Origin of the sequence: Flavobacterium lipolyticum (genome assembly GCF_020905335.1) — a bacterium.
Lineage (GTDB): Bacteria > Bacteroidota > Bacteroidia > Flavobacteriales > Flavobacteriaceae > Flavobacterium > Flavobacterium lipolyticum.
In genome coordinates, this window is sequence record NZ_JAJJMN010000001.1 from 3,169,278 (window position 1) to 3,185,662 (window position 16,385).

Here is a 16,385-nt window from a genome sequence, read left to right on the forward strand (position 1 = left end):
GTAATTGCATTCAGAGCGTATAATAATAGATGTAAATGTAACAGATAATGGTTTTCAGGTTAATAGCAATTTTGTTTTTTTTCAGTGTTGGTGCTTTCTCACAAGAAAAGTATATTAAGCATAAAATCTCACAAGGAGAAAATCTTACTGTAATTGCTAAAAAGTACGGAGTAAAACCAAAAGATATTACAGCAGCAAATCCTAATGCACCCAAAGTTCTAAAGTTAAATTCGGTTTTGTTAATCCCAAATCGCAATAAAACAGTTGCAAAAACAGCTGCCAAAAAGCCTGAAGAAATTATTGCAAATGTTACTCCGGAAACTACTCCCGGCTCCCATGAAGTTGCTGCCAAAGAAACGCTTTGGGGAATTTCTAAAAAATACAATGTTTCAGTTGATGACTTAAAAAAGGTCAATCCGCTTCTGGAAAGTGAAGGTTTAAAAATCGGACAGCAAATTGCTATTCCATCCAATACAGCTACAACAACTGCAACAACAGTTCCGGTAATCGAGAAAGTTCAGGAACCTGCAATGGTTGAGGTAACCCGGGAAGTTTTGTCAAAAGAAACGAAATATGCGATAGCAAAGGAGTTTGGGATAACCGTTAAAGAACTGGAAAAACAAAATCCTGCAATTAAAAAGAGACTAAAAGTGGGGTACCTGCTTAAGATTAATGTTTCTCCGGAAAAAGCAGCAGCCTTACAAGAAATAAAGCCTATCGAAACCACAACATCGACACCATCCATACAAATTGCTGAGGAAACTGTTGTAAAAAAAGATTCCACATTTGTTAGAGGAATAAGTAATAATTTGGAACTTATTGAGCAATTGATTGTAAATGCAACAGAGAATATTGGGACTCGTTACCGGTCAGGCGGAACTACAAAAGCTGGTTTTGACTGCTCAGGATTAATGATTTGCACCTTTAATAATTTTGACATTAAACTGCCTAGAAGTTCGATCGAACAATCCAGAATTGGGGTTAGAGTTGACACCGATGCCGCACAAAAAGGAGATTTAATTTTCTTTAAAACTAACGGAAGACGCCGTATCAATCATGTTGGGATGGTAGTCGAAGTGACCGAAGGAGAGATTAAGTTTGTGCATTCTTCTACACATGGTGGGGTAATGATTTCATCTACAAAGGAACCTTATTACCAAAGAAGTTTTTCTCAGGTAAACCGTGTTCTTCAATAGTTAAGCAGTATTGTTTTAAATTCATCTATTGGAAACGGCTTGTTTAAAAAAGCACTTACATACTTATTTGCCGTAATTGCAGCAATTTCGTCAGGATCTAAAGTCGATGAAAGTATGTAAATTTGAATTCCTTTTTTAATTTCTTTTTTTAATTTATGAAATTCTTCTAAGAATTCAAAACCATTCATTATTGGCATTTGAATATCCAGTAAAATGATAAGCGGGTGGTCATTGTTTTTAGTAACAAGCCACTGAATTCCTTCTCTGCCATTATTCGCAATGATGATCTGATCGATATCAAGGACTTTTGTCAGTAGTTGTTTGATGACAAGCTGATCAATCAAATTGTCTTCAATGACTAGGAATATGGGCTTAATTTCCATGATAATTTGGAATTGCTACAATAAATTTACTTCCGATAGTGTTTTCAGAGAAAACAGAAATACTTCCTTTGATGTTTTCTACAGCTTCTTTTACAATGTAAAGACCTAATCCCGAACCTTTGTTTTTGTTCGTACCAAAATACATTTCAAAAATATTGTTTTTAAATTCATCTTTAATTCCAATACCGTTATCTGTTATTTCAATTTTGTCGTAACCCTCTTCCGTATAAGTTTTAATTGAAATAAACATTTCCTCCTTATTAATGTCAGCGTATTTTATAGCATTCGAGAGCAAATTCGAGATAATGATTCTCAGACGCAAGTCATCGCTTTGAATGGTATCGATTAACAGTTCTTTTGTGAATTTTATTTTATTGGCATTTTCAATATGCATCAACTGTGAAATGGATTCGTCAAATATTTCTTTTAAACTGACAGGTTCTATAATAACTTGTTTGCGTTTATTTTTAGAGTAATCGATAATATCAACTATAAACTGATCCTGCCTGATAAGACTTTTGTGCATAAGTGTCAGGTAGTCTCTGACTTGCTGAATGTCATCTTCAAGCTGGGTAATTTCGATCAATCCTTTTAGTGATGTTATAGGTGATCTTAAATCGTGTGATGCGCTATAGACAAATCGGTCCAGTTCATGATTTACGTGGATTAGGTTTTCATTTTTTTCTTCAATTTCTTTCTTCGAAATGAGCAGACGTTTTACCATAATCGAGTAATAAGTGCATACGCTTATTACGATGATCAGAATAAAAAAAATATTGGTGATGATGAGAAGGCTTTTGATTTTTCGTGTTCCTTCTCCTAATGTATTCAGGAAGTTACGTTCGTTAATAGTGAGTTTGTCGCTGATGGTACTAATTTCGTTAAGAAATTTTTGCTGACTGGCCGGTGTCAGCAGATTTTGTTTGATCTGGCCATCGACTTGCTGACCCAACGTGGATAATTTAGCGATTAATTCGTCACCCTGACCCCATTCGTGAATCGCTTTTGCCAAAAAAGAGACATCTTTGAAGTTTACAAACAACCAGACAATATCATCCAGGTCATCTTTATGATTTCGTCCTGTCAGAAACCCTTTTCGGGCAATTTCGCTGTCTCCATATTTCAAAAGCGATCTCCTCGCAATACCATCACCCTGAGGGACTTTTAATTCCTGAGAAAAGAGCTTCCATTGGTTTGTATCTTTAGTGAAAAGGTACATAATGAGATATCGTACCGCATCCTTTTGTCCTTTTGAATAATGTGATTCACCATGGACATAAGCCCTGTTTGCGGAGAGTATTTTTATGGTGAAAAAGTTGATACAGATAAGTAAAGCGCAGGAAATAAATACAATTATCAATAGAATGAAAACATTCGGGAAACGTATATTTTTAAAAAACGGACTCTTAGACATAGTTTTCAGATTTGGAGGTTAATACTGCTTTTTCTGTTAAGAGCGCTTATTGTTGAAGGAATCTTTTAAAAAAAATCAGGTTACTGAGAGTGTTGTCTTTTGACGGTTTTAAAATAAACAATTGTTAATAAAAGATTGATTTTTCAAAATTGTTTTATGCATGCATAAATTTAGTAAAAAAAGAACAGAATTTTAGAATTAGTGTTTTTTTTCTTACGAGATAATTGTTTTTTGTTCCAGTTTTGTTGTAAATAAATAAAATGTATTCTGTGAAGGCTCTTGTTTTAAATTAGAAAGACTAAGAAAAGGAAAACAATTTTAAAATTTAATAGATAAGAACAAACTGAAAAAAGGTTAAACAGAAAAGTTTTTGTTTAACAATTCTTTGATGAATTAAAAAGAAGTTCTTCTTGCAGGGTATAAAAAAAACTACAACTTTTGGCTGAGTTGTAGTTTCTAAGTATTTACAGATAGGATGGTAGGTATATTTTATTCTTATTCATATTCATGCCAATAGTGCCCACAGCCATTTTTACACGCTGTATTTCTTCGTTCAGTGTCTGTTACTTTAAAAATCCAAAGTAGTGAGGTTAGAATTTTTTTGTTCTCGTTTTCAGGAAGTTCCGCTAGTTTGTAAAAAGCAATTCGTGTTGGGAAATTTTTTAAAAGTACAATCGGGGTATAGGTTGATTTTAATGGAATAGTATGAATAGCATTTTGATAAGTTTCTGTATTGTAATGCATTTTTTCGGGAATAGAGTTGAAGATATAATTTTTTAAAGTGGTAAAAAGTCTTTCGAAATTATATTCAGCATCTTCTAATAAAAGCTGTACCCCAATATTAAAGTCTATTTTATCTTGGGCAATCTTATTTATTATTATCTCTTCTTTAGACAGTTGTTCCATAAAGATATTTTGATTCCATTTTTATAGTTTGTTGTTCTGCAATATTGAACTTTAATTAGTACTAAAATATAGAATTACTCTTGTAATTGTTTAGTAGTTGTTGCTTTTTAATCTCCTGAGATTTGATAATTTCTGAACGAAAAAAAAAATCATGATTATCTAATAGGATTACTCCGTCTAAGGACTATAAATAAGAATCTAAAATCAACACTCTAAAATCTTAAATTTCAGAAAAAAGTATATCTTTAACCAACCGAAAAACTAAAATTATGCAAGAAAACGACCAGGAACATTTTAAAAGAGAACTTGGATTATTAGACGGAACCATGCTTGTGGTAGGTTCTATGATTGGATCAGGAATATTTATTGTGAGTGCCGATATCGCCAGACAGGTAGGTTCGGCAGGATGGTTAACTTTAATTTGGCTGCTCTCCGGACTGATTACAGTTATAGCCGCAGTAAGTTATGGTGAACTTAGCGCGATGTTTCCAAAAGCAGGAGGACAGTACGTGTATTTAAAGGAGGCTTACAATAAACTAATTGCCTTTTTGTACGGATGGAGCTTTTTTGCTGTAATTCAGACCGGAACAATTGCTGCGGTAGGAGTTGCTTTTTCAAAATTTGCGGCTTATTTATACGAACCATTAAGCGATGAAAATATACTTTATGAATTAGGTTTCTTCAAACTCAACGCCGCTCAGTTGGTTTCGATTTTTACAATTATTGTATTGACCTTCATTAATAGTAGAGGGGTGAAAAACGGAAAAATTCTGCAAACTGTTTTAACCATCATCAAAATTTTGTCATTGTTGGGATTAATTATTTTTGGACTAACCTTAGGAGCAAAAGCTTCAATCTGGGATGCCAATTGGACTGATGGCTGGGTGACACGTAGCTATAATGCCGAAAGCGGTTCATGGCTGCCTATTAGTGGAACCACTTTGATTACCGGAATTTCTGCCGCAATGGTGGGGTCGTTATTTTCCAGTGATGCCTGGAATGGAGTTACCTTTATTGCAGGAGAAATAAAAAATCCAAAACGAAATGTTGGTCTAAGTTTGTTTTTAGGAACTTTTATAGTAACGATTATTTATGTGCTAACCAATTTGATGTATTTGGCGGTAGTTCCGTTTGAGGAGATTGCTACAGCTAAATCAGACCGAGTAGCGGTAGTGGCTTCGCATTACATTTTTGGCAATATTGGTACATTGATTATAGCAATAATGATTATGATTTCGACTTTTGCCTGCAACAACGGATTAATTATGGCAGGTGCGAGAGTGTATTATACGATGGCAAAAGACGGTGTTTTCTTTAAAAAAGCAGCTGTTTTAAACGAGTCCAGTGTTCCTGGATGGGCTTTGTGGGCACAGTGTTTCTGGGCTTCGGCTTTGTGTCTGACAGGAAAGTATGGAGATCTGCTGGATTTTGTAATCATCATTGTATTGATTTTCTATATTTTAACGATTTACGGTATTTTTATTTTGAGAAAAAAGATGCCGAATATTGAAAGACCTTACAAAGCTTTTGGATATCCGTTTTTGCCTATGTTGTATATTGTAATCGCAAGTGCAATCTGTATTTCGCTATTAATTACCAAATTCTCGACTTGTGGATGGGGAGTTTTAATTATGCTGACCGGAATACCAGTGTACTACCTGAATAAACCGAAAGAAGTTTAAAAGGAGGTGCTAAGGTGCTGAGATACTAAGGTTCAAAGGTTAAGTTTGTTTACAAGTTTTATGTACCAAATGGGTGCCTGCAATTTTTTAACTTTGATATTTACTTCAAAATATAGATGCCTTGTCTTTGACAAGGCATTTTTTTTGTCATAAAATTTAGTGTCTCCAGAAATTTGCCAGATCTGCATGCAAAAAAAGAGATTTTCTTATGTGGGCAGTCTGGCTGAGCGAAGATGAAGCTCCTTTTTTATATGAAATTTTTCTTAAAAGAGACTACAGATAGGTGTGTTCAGAAATTGCTCCAAGGGAGCAAAATATTTATAAAGCATGTGATTTCGCAAGATCAAAAGCTCCAACGGAGCGGAACAGAAATCTTTGAGAGAGTTCTTTTTTGGTGCTCTGTCCTGAGTAAAAAAAAACACTACTTATGCGCAAAAGCAAAAAGTAGTGTTCTAAATGTAAATAATCCTGGAAGCGGGCTTGTGTAAATTAAGCGATTTCGGCTTCAACAGTTGATTCTATCGTTGAATTAATAATAGATAAAGTAAGAGGATCTGTTTCTCCTGAAAAGAAAGCATCCAAAATTTCCTGAAATACAGGATTTGTATTTTCTACCAAAGAGAAAAGCGTCATAGACGAACGTAATTTACGAGCGTCTAAATCTCCTAAAATTCCATCGGCTGATTTTCTTTTAAAAGTTAAAAACAACTCTGAAATTTCGATAAGATGTTTTCCTAAAATAGGGTGTTCTAAAAACTCGGTTGCTTCTTTTAGATCGTTAATGGCGTAATAATTTGCTGTATCGCTCTTACCCAATCCTTTTATCTGAGGAAAAATGAACCACATCCAGTGTGTCTCCTTTTTTCCTTTTTTGATTTCGGAAAGAGCAGTAAGATAAAGTTTGTTTTGTGCATCTAAAAAACGCATTAAATCATTGTTTGAATAAGCCATTGTGGTATTGTATATGTAAAAAAAGGTTGCAAAAGTAGTAAAAAAGATAGGGTTTTCCTAGTAAAAGGTTCATACACTGAGGATTTTAACTTTTTGAGGAGGAATTTTCTACACTATTTTAGAATAGAAATAACGCCTTTTTAGTTATTTTATTTCAGCACAAGTTTTAGAAAATCAGCTTTTTCTGTTCGTTCTCCTAAAGGTTAAGTTGATTCTTGGTAAAACATCGCGTGCGGTTTTTGGAACCTGATGTTGCCAAAAACTATTGGTTGTTCCAGACATTAACAGAAAGGAACCATGATGAAGCGGAATCTCTACCTGCGGGATTTCTTTCCGGAATTTATGACGCAATCGAAACATGCGGGTTTCTCCAAAAGTGACCGAAGCAATAATGGGGTCTGGTCCGGAGTTATGTTCTTTATCACTGTGCCAGGAAACGCCATCATTGCCATTTCGATATAAATTAAGCAGGAGACTATTAAATTCAAGTTGGGTTTCTCTTTCGACACGGCCTCTGATAGTTAATAAATCATAAGTCCAGTCAGGACCATTTGGATCTGCTCCAACATTATCTTTATCTTCATACCATGAAATCATTCGGGGAGCTGTAACAATTTTATCATACATTTCCATTTCATATTCTCTCCATTTCGTTTGATGAAGTATTCTTTCATAAAAACGATCGGATTCTTCTTTGGCAAAAAAGTTGTCGATCAAAATAAGTTCTGCATCAGGCAAATCAAATATTTTTTTTCCTTTCAAGCCTGTGGCAAATAATTCGGTATCGCTAAATAGTGTCATAAGTCAATACTTTAAGTTTATAGCTCTATTTTTAAAATTAGATTCGTTTTATATTCTTGATGTCAGCAAATTTTTGTTGAAAAACACTTTTCGGGGATTCTTTTCTGCATAAGCAAAAATCAACTGTACAATGTATTGATTGCTTTTATATGGTGTGGCATAATTTTTTACTTCTGAAGGATCCGTAATCGCAACATCCAACGGAATATATCCCATACCATAAAAATGACCATTTTCTATCCAAATGCAACTGCGTTCGTGCGCTGTTCTTCCTTTTTCTATAATGGCAAAAGTGGGTCTGTTATTTAATAAAAAATCAATAGCATTGTCGACTTGCTCATTGTGGAGGAAGGTATCCGGCAAGTCTTTTACATCATTATTTTGAAATAGTTCTCCTTCTTCAGGTTTTGAATATTTGCAAAATCTATAATCAATTTCAAATCGTTCTGCTAAACCCCGCAGTATATTTGTTGCTTCGTGTAAACTACTGAAGTGCTCAATACACGACTGAAATTTATTGAGTTTTCCAATAGCCAGGTACTTGTATCCATTACGGGCTTCATATTGATACAATCCAAATTTCGGTTCAAATCGCTTTAAAGCTCTATTGTAAGTTGGCCAAAGATGTTTGATTTCAGTACATTCTAACAGAAGTGCCATCAACTCGTTGCCACAAATTTCATAGGAAATAGAATAAATATCCCGTAAGAAATGTTGTCTTTGCAGATTGATATTGTGGCCGCTGAAATGAGAAGCAACGCGTTTTTTTATATTAACTGCTTTTCCCACGTAGATTACTTTTTTTACCTCATTATAAAAATAATATACGCCTGGTTTTTCCGGTAAATTATTAAAATCTTCCGGCGGAAGGTTAGGAGGCAAACGCTGATCCTGTGCCGTGTTTTTGATCATTTGTTCGATATGACCTTCGTCGTCCCATTCCAGTAATCGAGAGAACAATATAGCAGTAGCTTCTGCGTCGCCTCCGGCACGATGCCTGTTTTCTAAAGGGATGTCGAGCGAATTGCAAAGTTTTCCTAAGCTATAGGAGGCGAAACCCGGTCTGATTTTTCTGGCTGCGCGAACGGTACATAACTTTCTGGCCGTCCATTTGAATCCGGATGCCTCTAGCTGGTGGCGAACAAACGAATAATCGAAATTGACATTATGAGCAACAAAGATCCGGTCGTTTAGCAATTCCATTACTTTTTCGGCAATATCATCAAAAATAGGAGCATTGGCTACCATTTCATTGTTGATACCCGTTAAGGCAAAAATGGGAAGCGGTATTTCCTTCTGCGGATTTACGAGCGTCTCAAAGCGTTCTATTACTTTTTTGCCGTCGTGAATGACAATGGCAATTTCTGTAATGCAGCTGCCACTGGCGTTACCACCTGTGGTTTCAATATCGACTATGGCATATTCCTGCTTTTTCATCTTATTTGTATAATGTCTAACTTATTTCTTTTTAGTTTTCAGTCTCAGTCTCAATGTGCATTTTTTTAAGGACTGTTTATTTGGCTGAAAACGGTGTCGACTGTGACTGAAAACTAAAATTTCATTCGGTGTCGGGGTAAATTAATTTCATGTCCTTGCGGATAAGGCTCCCGATGTGTTGGGCTGACATCTTCTTTTATCTGACGCTGTGTTTTAAACTGATCTTTAGCATCCATATAACGCGGATCGGGAATAAAAGGCATTTTGGCCATTTTGGTTATGGTAATGGTTGGAAAATGATAATCGACTTCGACATTTCCTAGCAAAAGATAGCAGCCACCTCCCTGAAAAGGATAGTTTGCGAGACTGTCCGGAAAATGTGCGGTGTCAAAATAAGTACCTTCATGATCGATCCAGGTGCCAAAATACATGGTTCCTTTTTTGGTAGGAACCTGTTTTCTTGAAATCAGATAAGCAAGCATGCGAACCTGTTTTTTATGGCAGGCTGTTAAATCTCTGGCCATGATATCACCTCGGTATTTAGTTTGTAAAAGATCAAAAACAGTACAGGAAACAGGAAAACTCAAGAGCTCAATCTCATCAAAGGCATCTTCATATAAAGAACGTTCCAAAGTAGGAAGTTTGTATTCTTTTGCCGGTTCCTGTATCAGCCTCAGATTTCTGTTTTCGGGTTTGAAATTGTTCAAAAGCAAACTGGCAACAACTAAAAGCTGATTTTTGGTTTTTCCTGTAAAACGAAAAGCATCTATAAAAATTAGAATTTTCATGTTTTCAATCCCGATAGGAATTCTGTTGATAAAGTCCTCCAATGAAAGAAAAGCACCATTTTTCTCGCGTTCTGATTCGATCAAATGAGCTGTTTTGGATTCCAGACTCTGCACATGCATAAAACCCAGATAAATGTCTGTACCGTATAAAGTAGTCTGATATTCACTTTTATTCACGCAGGGGTTGTGTATGCTTCCGCCTGACATACGTGCTTCGTGTACGTAAACCTCGGTTCGGTAAAATCCGCCCTGATTGTTGATTACCGCCGTCATAAATTCTACCGGATAATAAACTTTCAGGAACAAGCTCTGATAACTTTCTACAGCATAAGAAGCTGAATGTGCCTTGCAAAACGAATATCCTGCAAAAGATTCAATCTGACGATAGATCTCCTGACTCAGTATTTCGGGATGCCCTTTTTGAGCACAGCAGGCAAAAAAGTTGTCTTTTACTTTTTGCAAGGCTTCAAGGGATCGTCCTTTTCCGGACATCGCTCTACGCAGGATATCACCATCTGCAGCGGGTAGCCCTCCATAATGTTGTGCGATTTTGATCACATCTTCCTGATAGACCATAATGCCGTAAGTTTCGCCAAGCTGTTCTTTAAAAACGTCATGGAAATACTGAAACTGATTGGGGTTATTATGGCGAAAAATATATTCTTTCATCATTCCGGATTGTGCTACACCAGGGCGAATGATAGAGGAAGCGGCTACCAGAATTTTATAATTGTCACAATTCAGCCGGCGTAGTAAACCACGCATGGCAGGGCTTTCGATATAAAAACAGCCAATAGTGCGACCCTGAGCCAGATAAATGTTGCATAAAGCTTCGTTTTTAGAAATCGAAGTATTGCGAATATCGACTTTTATCCCTCTGTTTTTCTCGATGAGTTTTACACTGTCATCAATATGGCCAATACCGCGCTGACTCAGGATATCGAATTTTTCGAAACCGATCTCTTCGGCAATGTGCATGTCGAAAAGCACGATAGGAAAGCCTTTTGGAGGCATTTCTAATGGCGTATAATTCGTAATAGGTTCTTCGGAAATCAAAATGCCACAGGCGTGCATACTGCGTTGATTGGGGTATTTGCTAAGCATCTGACCATAATACTGAACCTGTTTTACAATTTTATTGGTTTCGTGAAGTTCCTCGGGATTTTTAGCGAGCATGTCCAGTTCTTCTTTCGGAAGACCAAATACTTTTCCCACTTCTCTATAAATAGAACGGTATTTAAATTCGACATTGGTACCGCAAAAAGCCACATGATCTTTGCCGTATTTTCTGAAGATATATTCCAGAATTATATTGCGTTCCTGCCAGCTCCAGTCAATATCAAAATCAGGAGGAGTTTTGCGGTTGAGGTTTAAAAAACGTTCAAAATATAAATCCAGTTCAATAGGGCAGATATCGGTGATTCCGAGACAATAGGCGATAATACTGTTGGCACCGCTTCCACGGCCAATATGCATAAAACCCTGACTGTTGCTGTATTGTACAATATCCCAGGTGATGAGGAAATAGCCGCTGAATTCTAATTCATCAATAACTTTCAGTTCTTTTTCGACACGTTTTTTGGCTTCCTGATTCTCGTCTTCATAACGGTTTTTGAATCCTTCCCAAGCCAGAGCAGTCAGTTTTTCTAAATCTTCCTGACGACTATTAGTATAGAATTTTTTGTTTTTTGGAACTCCAAAATCATATTCAAAATTACAGCAATCAATTATTCTCTGAGTATTGCTTATAATTTCAGGATATTTTTCATAAAAAGGCAAAAGAGATTCCGAAGACTGCAGAATTTCAGAAGCTTTACAGTAATCAGATTCGGTTAGTTTAGATAAGATAACATTAGTATCAATGGCCCGGAGAATTTTATGCAGATTGTGTTCTGTTTTAGTCCTAAAAGTAACAGGCTGTAAAATGACCATCTGATTCATTTTATTTTTGTGTTCGGATGTAAAAAGCTTGGAAACTTCGTCTGTTCGAATCCCGATGAATTCATTTTTACGAAGAACTTCCGGAGCATTTTCTAAAGTATAAATCACGAAAACGGATTTGAATTCAGGTGCAATTGAAGGCAAAAGTTCTCCGCTGAAATTATGAGCTGTTAAGAAGCGGTTCATTTCGCCCAAACCTTCTGCATTTTGTGCCAGACCAATATATCGGAATTGATGACGGCATCGAAATTCTATTCCCACTAGGGGTTTAATTCCTTTTTCCTGACATGCTTTTATAAAATCATAAATTCCGGTAACGGTATTAATATCTGTAAGTGCCATTGCTTTTACCCCACAAGAGACGGCCTGGCTAATCAATTCTTTAAGCGGAATTGTGCCATAACGTAATGAATGGAAGGAATGACAATTAAGATACATTATTTGGTACGTTTTAAAATTTCGTCTTTAGTATTGGGTTTAAAAGAAGCCCCCGCGCAACGCATTACAGCATCATAGCCATAACGGTTTTTTATTCGGTCCATAGCGGCGTAGAGTGATAACATTTCCTGGGTGTCTTCAAAAAGATCAATTTGATAGGTTCCTCGTACAAGCCCGCTAAAGCGAATACCAATTAAGCGAAGCCGCATTCGACGTTGGTAGACCTTATCAAATAATTCGGTTACATTTTTGGTCAGAATATGATCTGCAGAGGTATAGGCAATTTTAGATTGTTTGGTCTCGGTATCAAAATTGGCATAACGTATTTTAACCGTAATGGTTGAGGTCAGCCATTGTTCGGCGCGAAGCTGGAAAGCCAGTTTTTCGACCATTCCTAAAAGTATTCTTTTGAGTTTTGCAATGTCAATCGTATCCTGAGAAAAAGTAGTTTCGGTAGATATTGATTTTCTTTCCGTATAAGGTTCAACGGGAGTGTGGTCGATTCCGTGTGCTTTTTTCCAGAGCTCCAGACCGTTTTTACCAATCATTTGTTGTAGCACCTCGGCAGGCATTTCGGCCAGCGTCTGAATTTTGCGAACGCCAATTCTGGACAAAAGCTGAAAAGTAACTGCTCCGACCATTGGAATTTTCTGAATCGATAAAGGATTTAAAAAGTCCTGTACATTTTGTTCCGGAATTTCAAGCTTTCCTACCGGTTTGCCTTCTCCGGTTGCAATTTTAGAAACCGTTTTATTAATCGATAATGAAAAACTAATAGGCAGACCGGTTTCTTTCATTACAGATTGGGCCAGCTCATTAGTCCATTTATAGCTGCCGTGAAATTTATCCATTCCGGTAATGTCGAGATAAAATTCATCGATGCTTGCTTTTTCTAAAACAGGTGCTTTTTCCTGAAGAATTTGTGTAACATCATGCGATAATTGCGAATACAATTCCATATCGCCTTTCATTACTTTCGCATCAGGACAGAGTTTTAATGCCATACGAATGGGCATAGCAGAACGGACTCCGAATTTACGGGCTTCATAAGAACAAGAGGCAACAACGCCACGATCACCACCTCCAATAATTAGAGGTAATCCTTTTAATTGTGAGTTGGTTAACCTTTCACAGGATACAAAAAAAGTATCCAGATCCATGTGTACAATTGCCCTTGCCATTTTCTTGTTTTTTGGAATAAACAAAATTAGCACAGATAATAACATTTTTCGTATATTTGCTGTTCCAAATTATAACAAATTAATTATGTCCTTATTTTCAGACAACATCAGAGCATTAAGGGTTAAGCATAAAATATCGCAGGAGAAATTAGCTGAAAACCTGAGTATTACAAGAGGAAGATACGTGAAATACGAAGACGGAACTTCGGAAGCACCGTATGACATTTTAAAGAAAATCGCCTTGTATTTTCATACCAGTATCGATTTATTATTGTCAGTCGATATTCGGAAAATAAACATCGAAAATTTGATAAAACTCGAAGGGAATCGGCTTATTCTACCTATTCAGGTCGATAATTTTGGAGAAAATTATATCGAAATTGTATCCCAAAGAGCAAAAGCAGGTTACCTGAACGGATACGCCGATCCGGAATATATTGAAAGTCTACAGCAGGTTTCTCTTCCGTTTTTAGGTCCTGGGAAACATCGCGGATTTCCGGTCGAAGGTGATTCAATGCCGCCACACGAAGACGGATCGATTATTATTGGACGTTATGTGGAAAGGCTGGGAGAGGTGATGGACGGTAAAACGTATATCCTGATTACCAAAAACGAAGGAATGGTGTACAAGCGTCTGAACAAAAACAAAAAGAATAGTCTGGTTTTAGAATCGGATAATAGTTTTTACCCCAATTATGAAGTGAAAGCTTCTGATATTTTGGAGATTTGGGAATATGAGTGCAACATTGGCCGTTCGGACAAAAAGCAGCAATTGTCTGAAACGGAAAGCATGAAAGAACTGCTTCTTCAGGTTAAAAGAGAGGTGATGGAGATTAAGAATAATACGGCGAATACGTAAGATTTCAGAACGAAGATTAACGATTTTTGATTTTTGATCTCGTGTCGTTAAATAACGAAATTATCGATTAAAACATTTGAAATCAAGAATCGTTAATCAACAATCTTATTTAAGATCTAAACCTGAATTATAATTGATAGTCGTCTGTCGGTCTGAGCGGAGTCGAAGACCCTTTTACGCCAGGGAGCCCTTTGACTCCGCTTAGGGAGACTATAGTCAATAAAAAAAATAAAAATTTTTACAAATGTCGTTAAGTTTGGAGATTTCAGAACGAAGATTAACGATTTTTGATTTTTGATCTCGTGTCGTTAAATAACGAAATTATCGATTAAAACATTTGAAATCAAGAATCGTTAATCAACAATCTTATTTAAGATCTAAACCTGAATTATAATTGATAGTCGTCTGTCGGTCTGAGTGAAGTCGAAGGACCTTGTAGTAGAAAAGGTCTTCGACTCCGCTCAGACTGACGAATGTCATAAAATTGAATTTGGCTGTTAATTAGGCGGATTAATAACGCAGATAAGATAGATTTTCACCGTATTAAATAAAGAAATTCGTTTTTATCGGTTTAAATCGGTGTCATCCGTGTGCCATTCCAAAATTAGTACAAGTAATGGATCGTTCTAAAATTGAATTTATCTAAACCTTCAACGAAAACCAAAACGTACTTCCCAGGCCTAAATTACTCTCAACACCAATAGTTCCGTTTTGAGCCTCAATAAATTCTTTACTGATGGCGAGTCCTAATCCGGTTCCTGATTTCTGACTTCCCGGAATCTGAAAATATTTATCAAAAACTTTGTCTTTGTAGCGTGCATCAATTCCTTTTCCGGTATCAATAACCTGAAACGTAATTTGATCGTTTTCTTCTTTTAAGCGGATGGTAATCGTACTTTTTTCAGACGAGTAGGTGATCGCATTCGATAAATAATTAATCAAAACCCATCCTGTTTTTTCACTGTCGGCTTTTACATTTTGCAAGTGTTCATTGGCCTCAACGATGAGTTTTATTTGTTTTTGCTCTGCCTGAATTTTTACCGCTTCGGTAGCATAATTTACAATGGCGTACGGATTGCTTTTTTCGATATTTAACTGGATATTCCCGGTTTCTAATTGAGATAAATTAAGCAATTCACCCGTAATTTTCAATAAACGCTGACTATCTTCTTTAATGCTTTCGACGAGTTGTTTCTGATCGTCGTTCATCTCTCCCGTTTTATTATTCTGAAGCAATTGAAGACTCAGTTTTATAGACGCAATCGGTGTTTTTAATTCGTGTGAAACGGTTGCAATAAAATTAGTTTTTGCAAAATCGAGTTCTTTAAATAAGGTAATATTTCGAAGGATGATAACATCTCCAATATTAATTTCCTTTTCTTCGCCTGTTGGAGTTATGGTGATATTGATCGTTTCTTTATCAAAATAACTTTCTTTTCCGTGGGCAAAAATCTTCATCGGCTGTTTTTTCTGAGAATCATTTGCCGGTTCTTTCAGGATCAAAGAGCGAATCAAATCATTGGAAACTGCCAAAGCAGAAGCGGATTGACCAATAACATCTTCCAGTTTCATTCCGATAATTTTCAGAGCTTCGTCATTCACAAACAAAATAACACCTTCATGGTCTAGTCCAATAATAGGATCGTGCATGTTATTGATTAAAGTTTCCAGACGTTTTTTCTCAAAGAATAATTTGTACAAACTACTATTGTTGTATTCCTGAAGTTTTTGCGCCATGGTATTAAAAGATTTTGCCAGATCACCGTATTCATTGTGATTGGTAAAATGCACCCGTTCCGAATAATTTTTATTGGCAATTTCTTTAATACTCTGGGTCAGTTCCTTAATCGGATTAGCGATATTATTGGGCAGATTAACCAGTAAATTAAAAGCGATTAAAAAGCAGAGCGTTCCTACAATAGCAATCCATAAATTGGCATTTTCGGCGGTATGTTTGGCAATATCGCTTTTTTGTTTGATGGCATCGAGATTGAGTTTCATAATCGAAAAAATATCCTGCCTGATTTGCGCTTTCACCATTTCGTTAGAACCGTTTTTTTCTAAAAGGGCAAAGTCATTTTCCAGTTTGGCAGTGGCTTCTTTTTCTCCGGGTTCTGTAACATTGTGGGTTTGTTTCTCCAGATATTCCTTAAAAGTATGAATCGTACTATCACTATTCACTTTGATTTCATCTAGTGACAAAATCATATTTCTGGAATATTCCAGTGTATTGTAATTTGCTTTCAGAATATTTTCGGTATCTGCTTTTATCAAAAACACAGCATATCCGCTTACTAATGAGAGTATAATAATCATTAAAAATAATAATCCGACTCCCAGATTCAATTTGGTTTTAATTCTCATAATTTATTTTTTATGTGAAATGTAGTTTGTAAAATGTGAGATGT

12 protein-coding genes are annotated in these 16,385 nt (G+C 36.1%); 3 read left to right on the forward strand and 9 right to left on the reverse strand.

Features of this window, described 5'->3' with window-relative positions; translation table 11 throughout:
• The first annotated feature begins 47 nt into the window (after positions 1–47).
• Positions 48–1,196: a C40 family peptidase gene (locus tag LNQ34_RS13750; RefSeq protein WP_230000151.1), complete on the forward strand. Its 1,149-nt coding sequence runs from the start codon at positions 48–50 to the stop codon at positions 1,194–1,196.
• Here LNQ34_RS13750 and LNQ34_RS13755 read toward each other — a convergent pair.
• The 3 genes from LNQ34_RS13755 to LNQ34_RS13765 form a co-directional block, all read right to left on the reverse strand.
• Entirely contained in the window at positions 1,190–1,579 is a 390-nt protein-coding gene (locus LNQ34_RS13755; protein ID WP_202702655.1) for a response regulator, read from the reverse strand. The two genes, LNQ34_RS13750 and LNQ34_RS13755, sit on opposite strands and share 7 nt — an antisense overlap.
• Entirely contained in the window at positions 1,569–2,993 is a 1,425-nt protein-coding gene (locus tag LNQ34_RS13760) for a sensor histidine kinase (RefSeq protein ID WP_230000152.1), read from the reverse strand. The genes LNQ34_RS13755 and LNQ34_RS13760 overlap by 11 nt, the downstream gene beginning before the upstream one ends.
• Before the next feature lie 495 nt (positions 2,994–3,488).
• On the reverse strand, positions 3,489–3,899 hold the full coding sequence (locus LNQ34_RS13765; protein WP_230000153.1) for a DUF5958 family protein: 411 nt from the start codon (positions 3,897–3,899) through the stop codon (positions 3,489–3,491).
• A 269-nt stretch (positions 3,900–4,168) separates the two neighbouring features.
• On the opposite strand from LNQ34_RS13765, the gene LNQ34_RS13770 reads away from it, so the two are divergent.
• Entirely contained in the window at positions 4,169–5,581 is a 1,413-nt protein-coding gene (locus LNQ34_RS13770) for an APC family permease (protein WP_202702658.1), read from the forward strand.
• A 489-nt stretch (positions 5,582–6,070) separates the two neighbouring features.
• Here the strand turns inward: LNQ34_RS13770 and LNQ34_RS13775 are convergent, their stop codons facing one another.
• From LNQ34_RS13775 to dinB, 5 genes are all read right to left on the reverse strand, one after another.
• A complete protein-coding gene (locus tag LNQ34_RS13775) occupies positions 6,071–6,532 on the reverse strand; it encodes a DUF1810 domain-containing protein (protein ID WP_089077068.1) in 462 nt (153 codons plus the stop codon).
• Positions 6,533–6,706: 174 nt separating this feature from the next.
• Positions 6,707–7,333: an alpha-ketoglutarate-dependent dioxygenase AlkB family protein gene (locus tag LNQ34_RS13780; protein ID WP_202702659.1), complete on the reverse strand. Its 627-nt coding sequence runs from the start codon at positions 7,331–7,333 to the stop codon at positions 6,707–6,709.
• A 48-nt stretch (positions 7,334–7,381) separates the two neighbouring features.
• Positions 7,382–8,770 (reverse strand): exonuclease domain-containing protein, encoded by a 1,389-nt coding sequence (locus LNQ34_RS13785; protein WP_230000154.1) that lies wholly within the window; start codon positions 8,768–8,770, stop codon positions 7,382–7,384.
• Positions 8,771–8,883: 113 nt separating this feature from the next.
• Positions 8,884–11,937: a DNA polymerase III subunit alpha gene (locus LNQ34_RS13790; protein WP_230000155.1), complete on the reverse strand. Its 3,054-nt coding sequence runs from the start codon at positions 11,935–11,937 to the stop codon at positions 8,884–8,886.
• Complete coding sequence (gene dinB / locus LNQ34_RS13795) at positions 11,937–13,118, reverse strand: DNA polymerase IV (protein WP_202702662.1); 1,182 nt, start codon at positions 13,116–13,118, stop codon at positions 11,937–11,939. Before dinB ends, LNQ34_RS13790 begins: the two co-directional genes overlap by 1 nt.
• Positions 13,119–13,203: 85 nt before the next feature.
• On the opposite strand from dinB, the gene LNQ34_RS13800 reads away from it, so the two are divergent.
• The gene (locus tag LNQ34_RS13800) at positions 13,204–13,977 is read left to right on the forward strand and encodes an XRE family transcriptional regulator (protein WP_202702663.1); all 774 of its coding nucleotides are present in this window, start codon (positions 13,204–13,206) and stop codon (positions 13,975–13,977) included.
• Between the two features lie 642 nt (positions 13,978–14,619).
• On the opposite strand, the gene LNQ34_RS13805 is transcribed toward LNQ34_RS13800, so the two are convergent.
• Complete coding sequence (locus tag LNQ34_RS13805) at positions 14,620–16,341, reverse strand: ATP-binding protein (RefSeq protein WP_202702664.1); 1,722 nt, start codon at positions 16,339–16,341, stop codon at positions 14,620–14,622.
• Positions 16,342–16,385 lie beyond the last annotated feature (44 nt).

Coding starts and splice junctions, on each gene's coding strand:
- LNQ34_RS13750 (WP_230000151.1), top strand. CDS start 48: ATGGTTTTCAGGTTAATAGCAATTTTGTTTTTTTTCAGTGTTGGTGCT.
- LNQ34_RS13755 (WP_202702655.1), bottom strand. CDS start 1,579: ATGGAAATTAAGCCCATATTCCTAGTCATTGAAGACAATTTGATTGAT.
- LNQ34_RS13760 (WP_230000152.1), bottom strand. CDS start 2,993: ATGTCTAAGAGTCCGTTTTTTAAAAATATACGTTTCCCGAATGTTTTC.
- LNQ34_RS13765 (WP_230000153.1), bottom strand. CDS start 3,899: ATGGAACAACTGTCTAAAGAAGAGATAATAATAAATAAGATTGCCCAA.
- LNQ34_RS13770 (WP_202702658.1), top strand. CDS start 4,169: ATGCAAGAAAACGACCAGGAACATTTTAAAAGAGAACTTGGATTATTA.
- LNQ34_RS13775 (WP_089077068.1), bottom strand. CDS start 6,532: ATGGCTTATTCAAACAATGATTTAATGCGTTTTTTAGATGCACAAAAC.
- LNQ34_RS13780 (WP_202702659.1), bottom strand. CDS start 7,333: ATGACACTATTTAGCGATACCGAATTATTTGCCACAGGCTTGAAAGGA.
- LNQ34_RS13785 (WP_230000154.1), bottom strand. CDS start 8,770: ATGAAAAAGCAGGAATATGCCATAGTCGATATTGAAACCACAGGTGGT.
- LNQ34_RS13790 (WP_230000155.1), bottom strand. CDS start 11,937: ATGTATCTTAATTGTCATTCCTTCCATTCATTACGTTATGGCACAATT.
- dinB (WP_202702662.1), bottom strand. CDS start 13,118: ATGGCAAGGGCAATTGTACACATGGATCTGGATACTTTTTTTGTATCC.
- LNQ34_RS13800 (WP_202702663.1), top strand. CDS start 13,204: ATGTCCTTATTTTCAGACAACATCAGAGCATTAAGGGTTAAGCATAAA.
- LNQ34_RS13805 (WP_202702664.1), bottom strand. CDS start 16,341: ATGAGAATTAAAACCAAATTGAATCTGGGAGTCGGATTATTATTTTTA.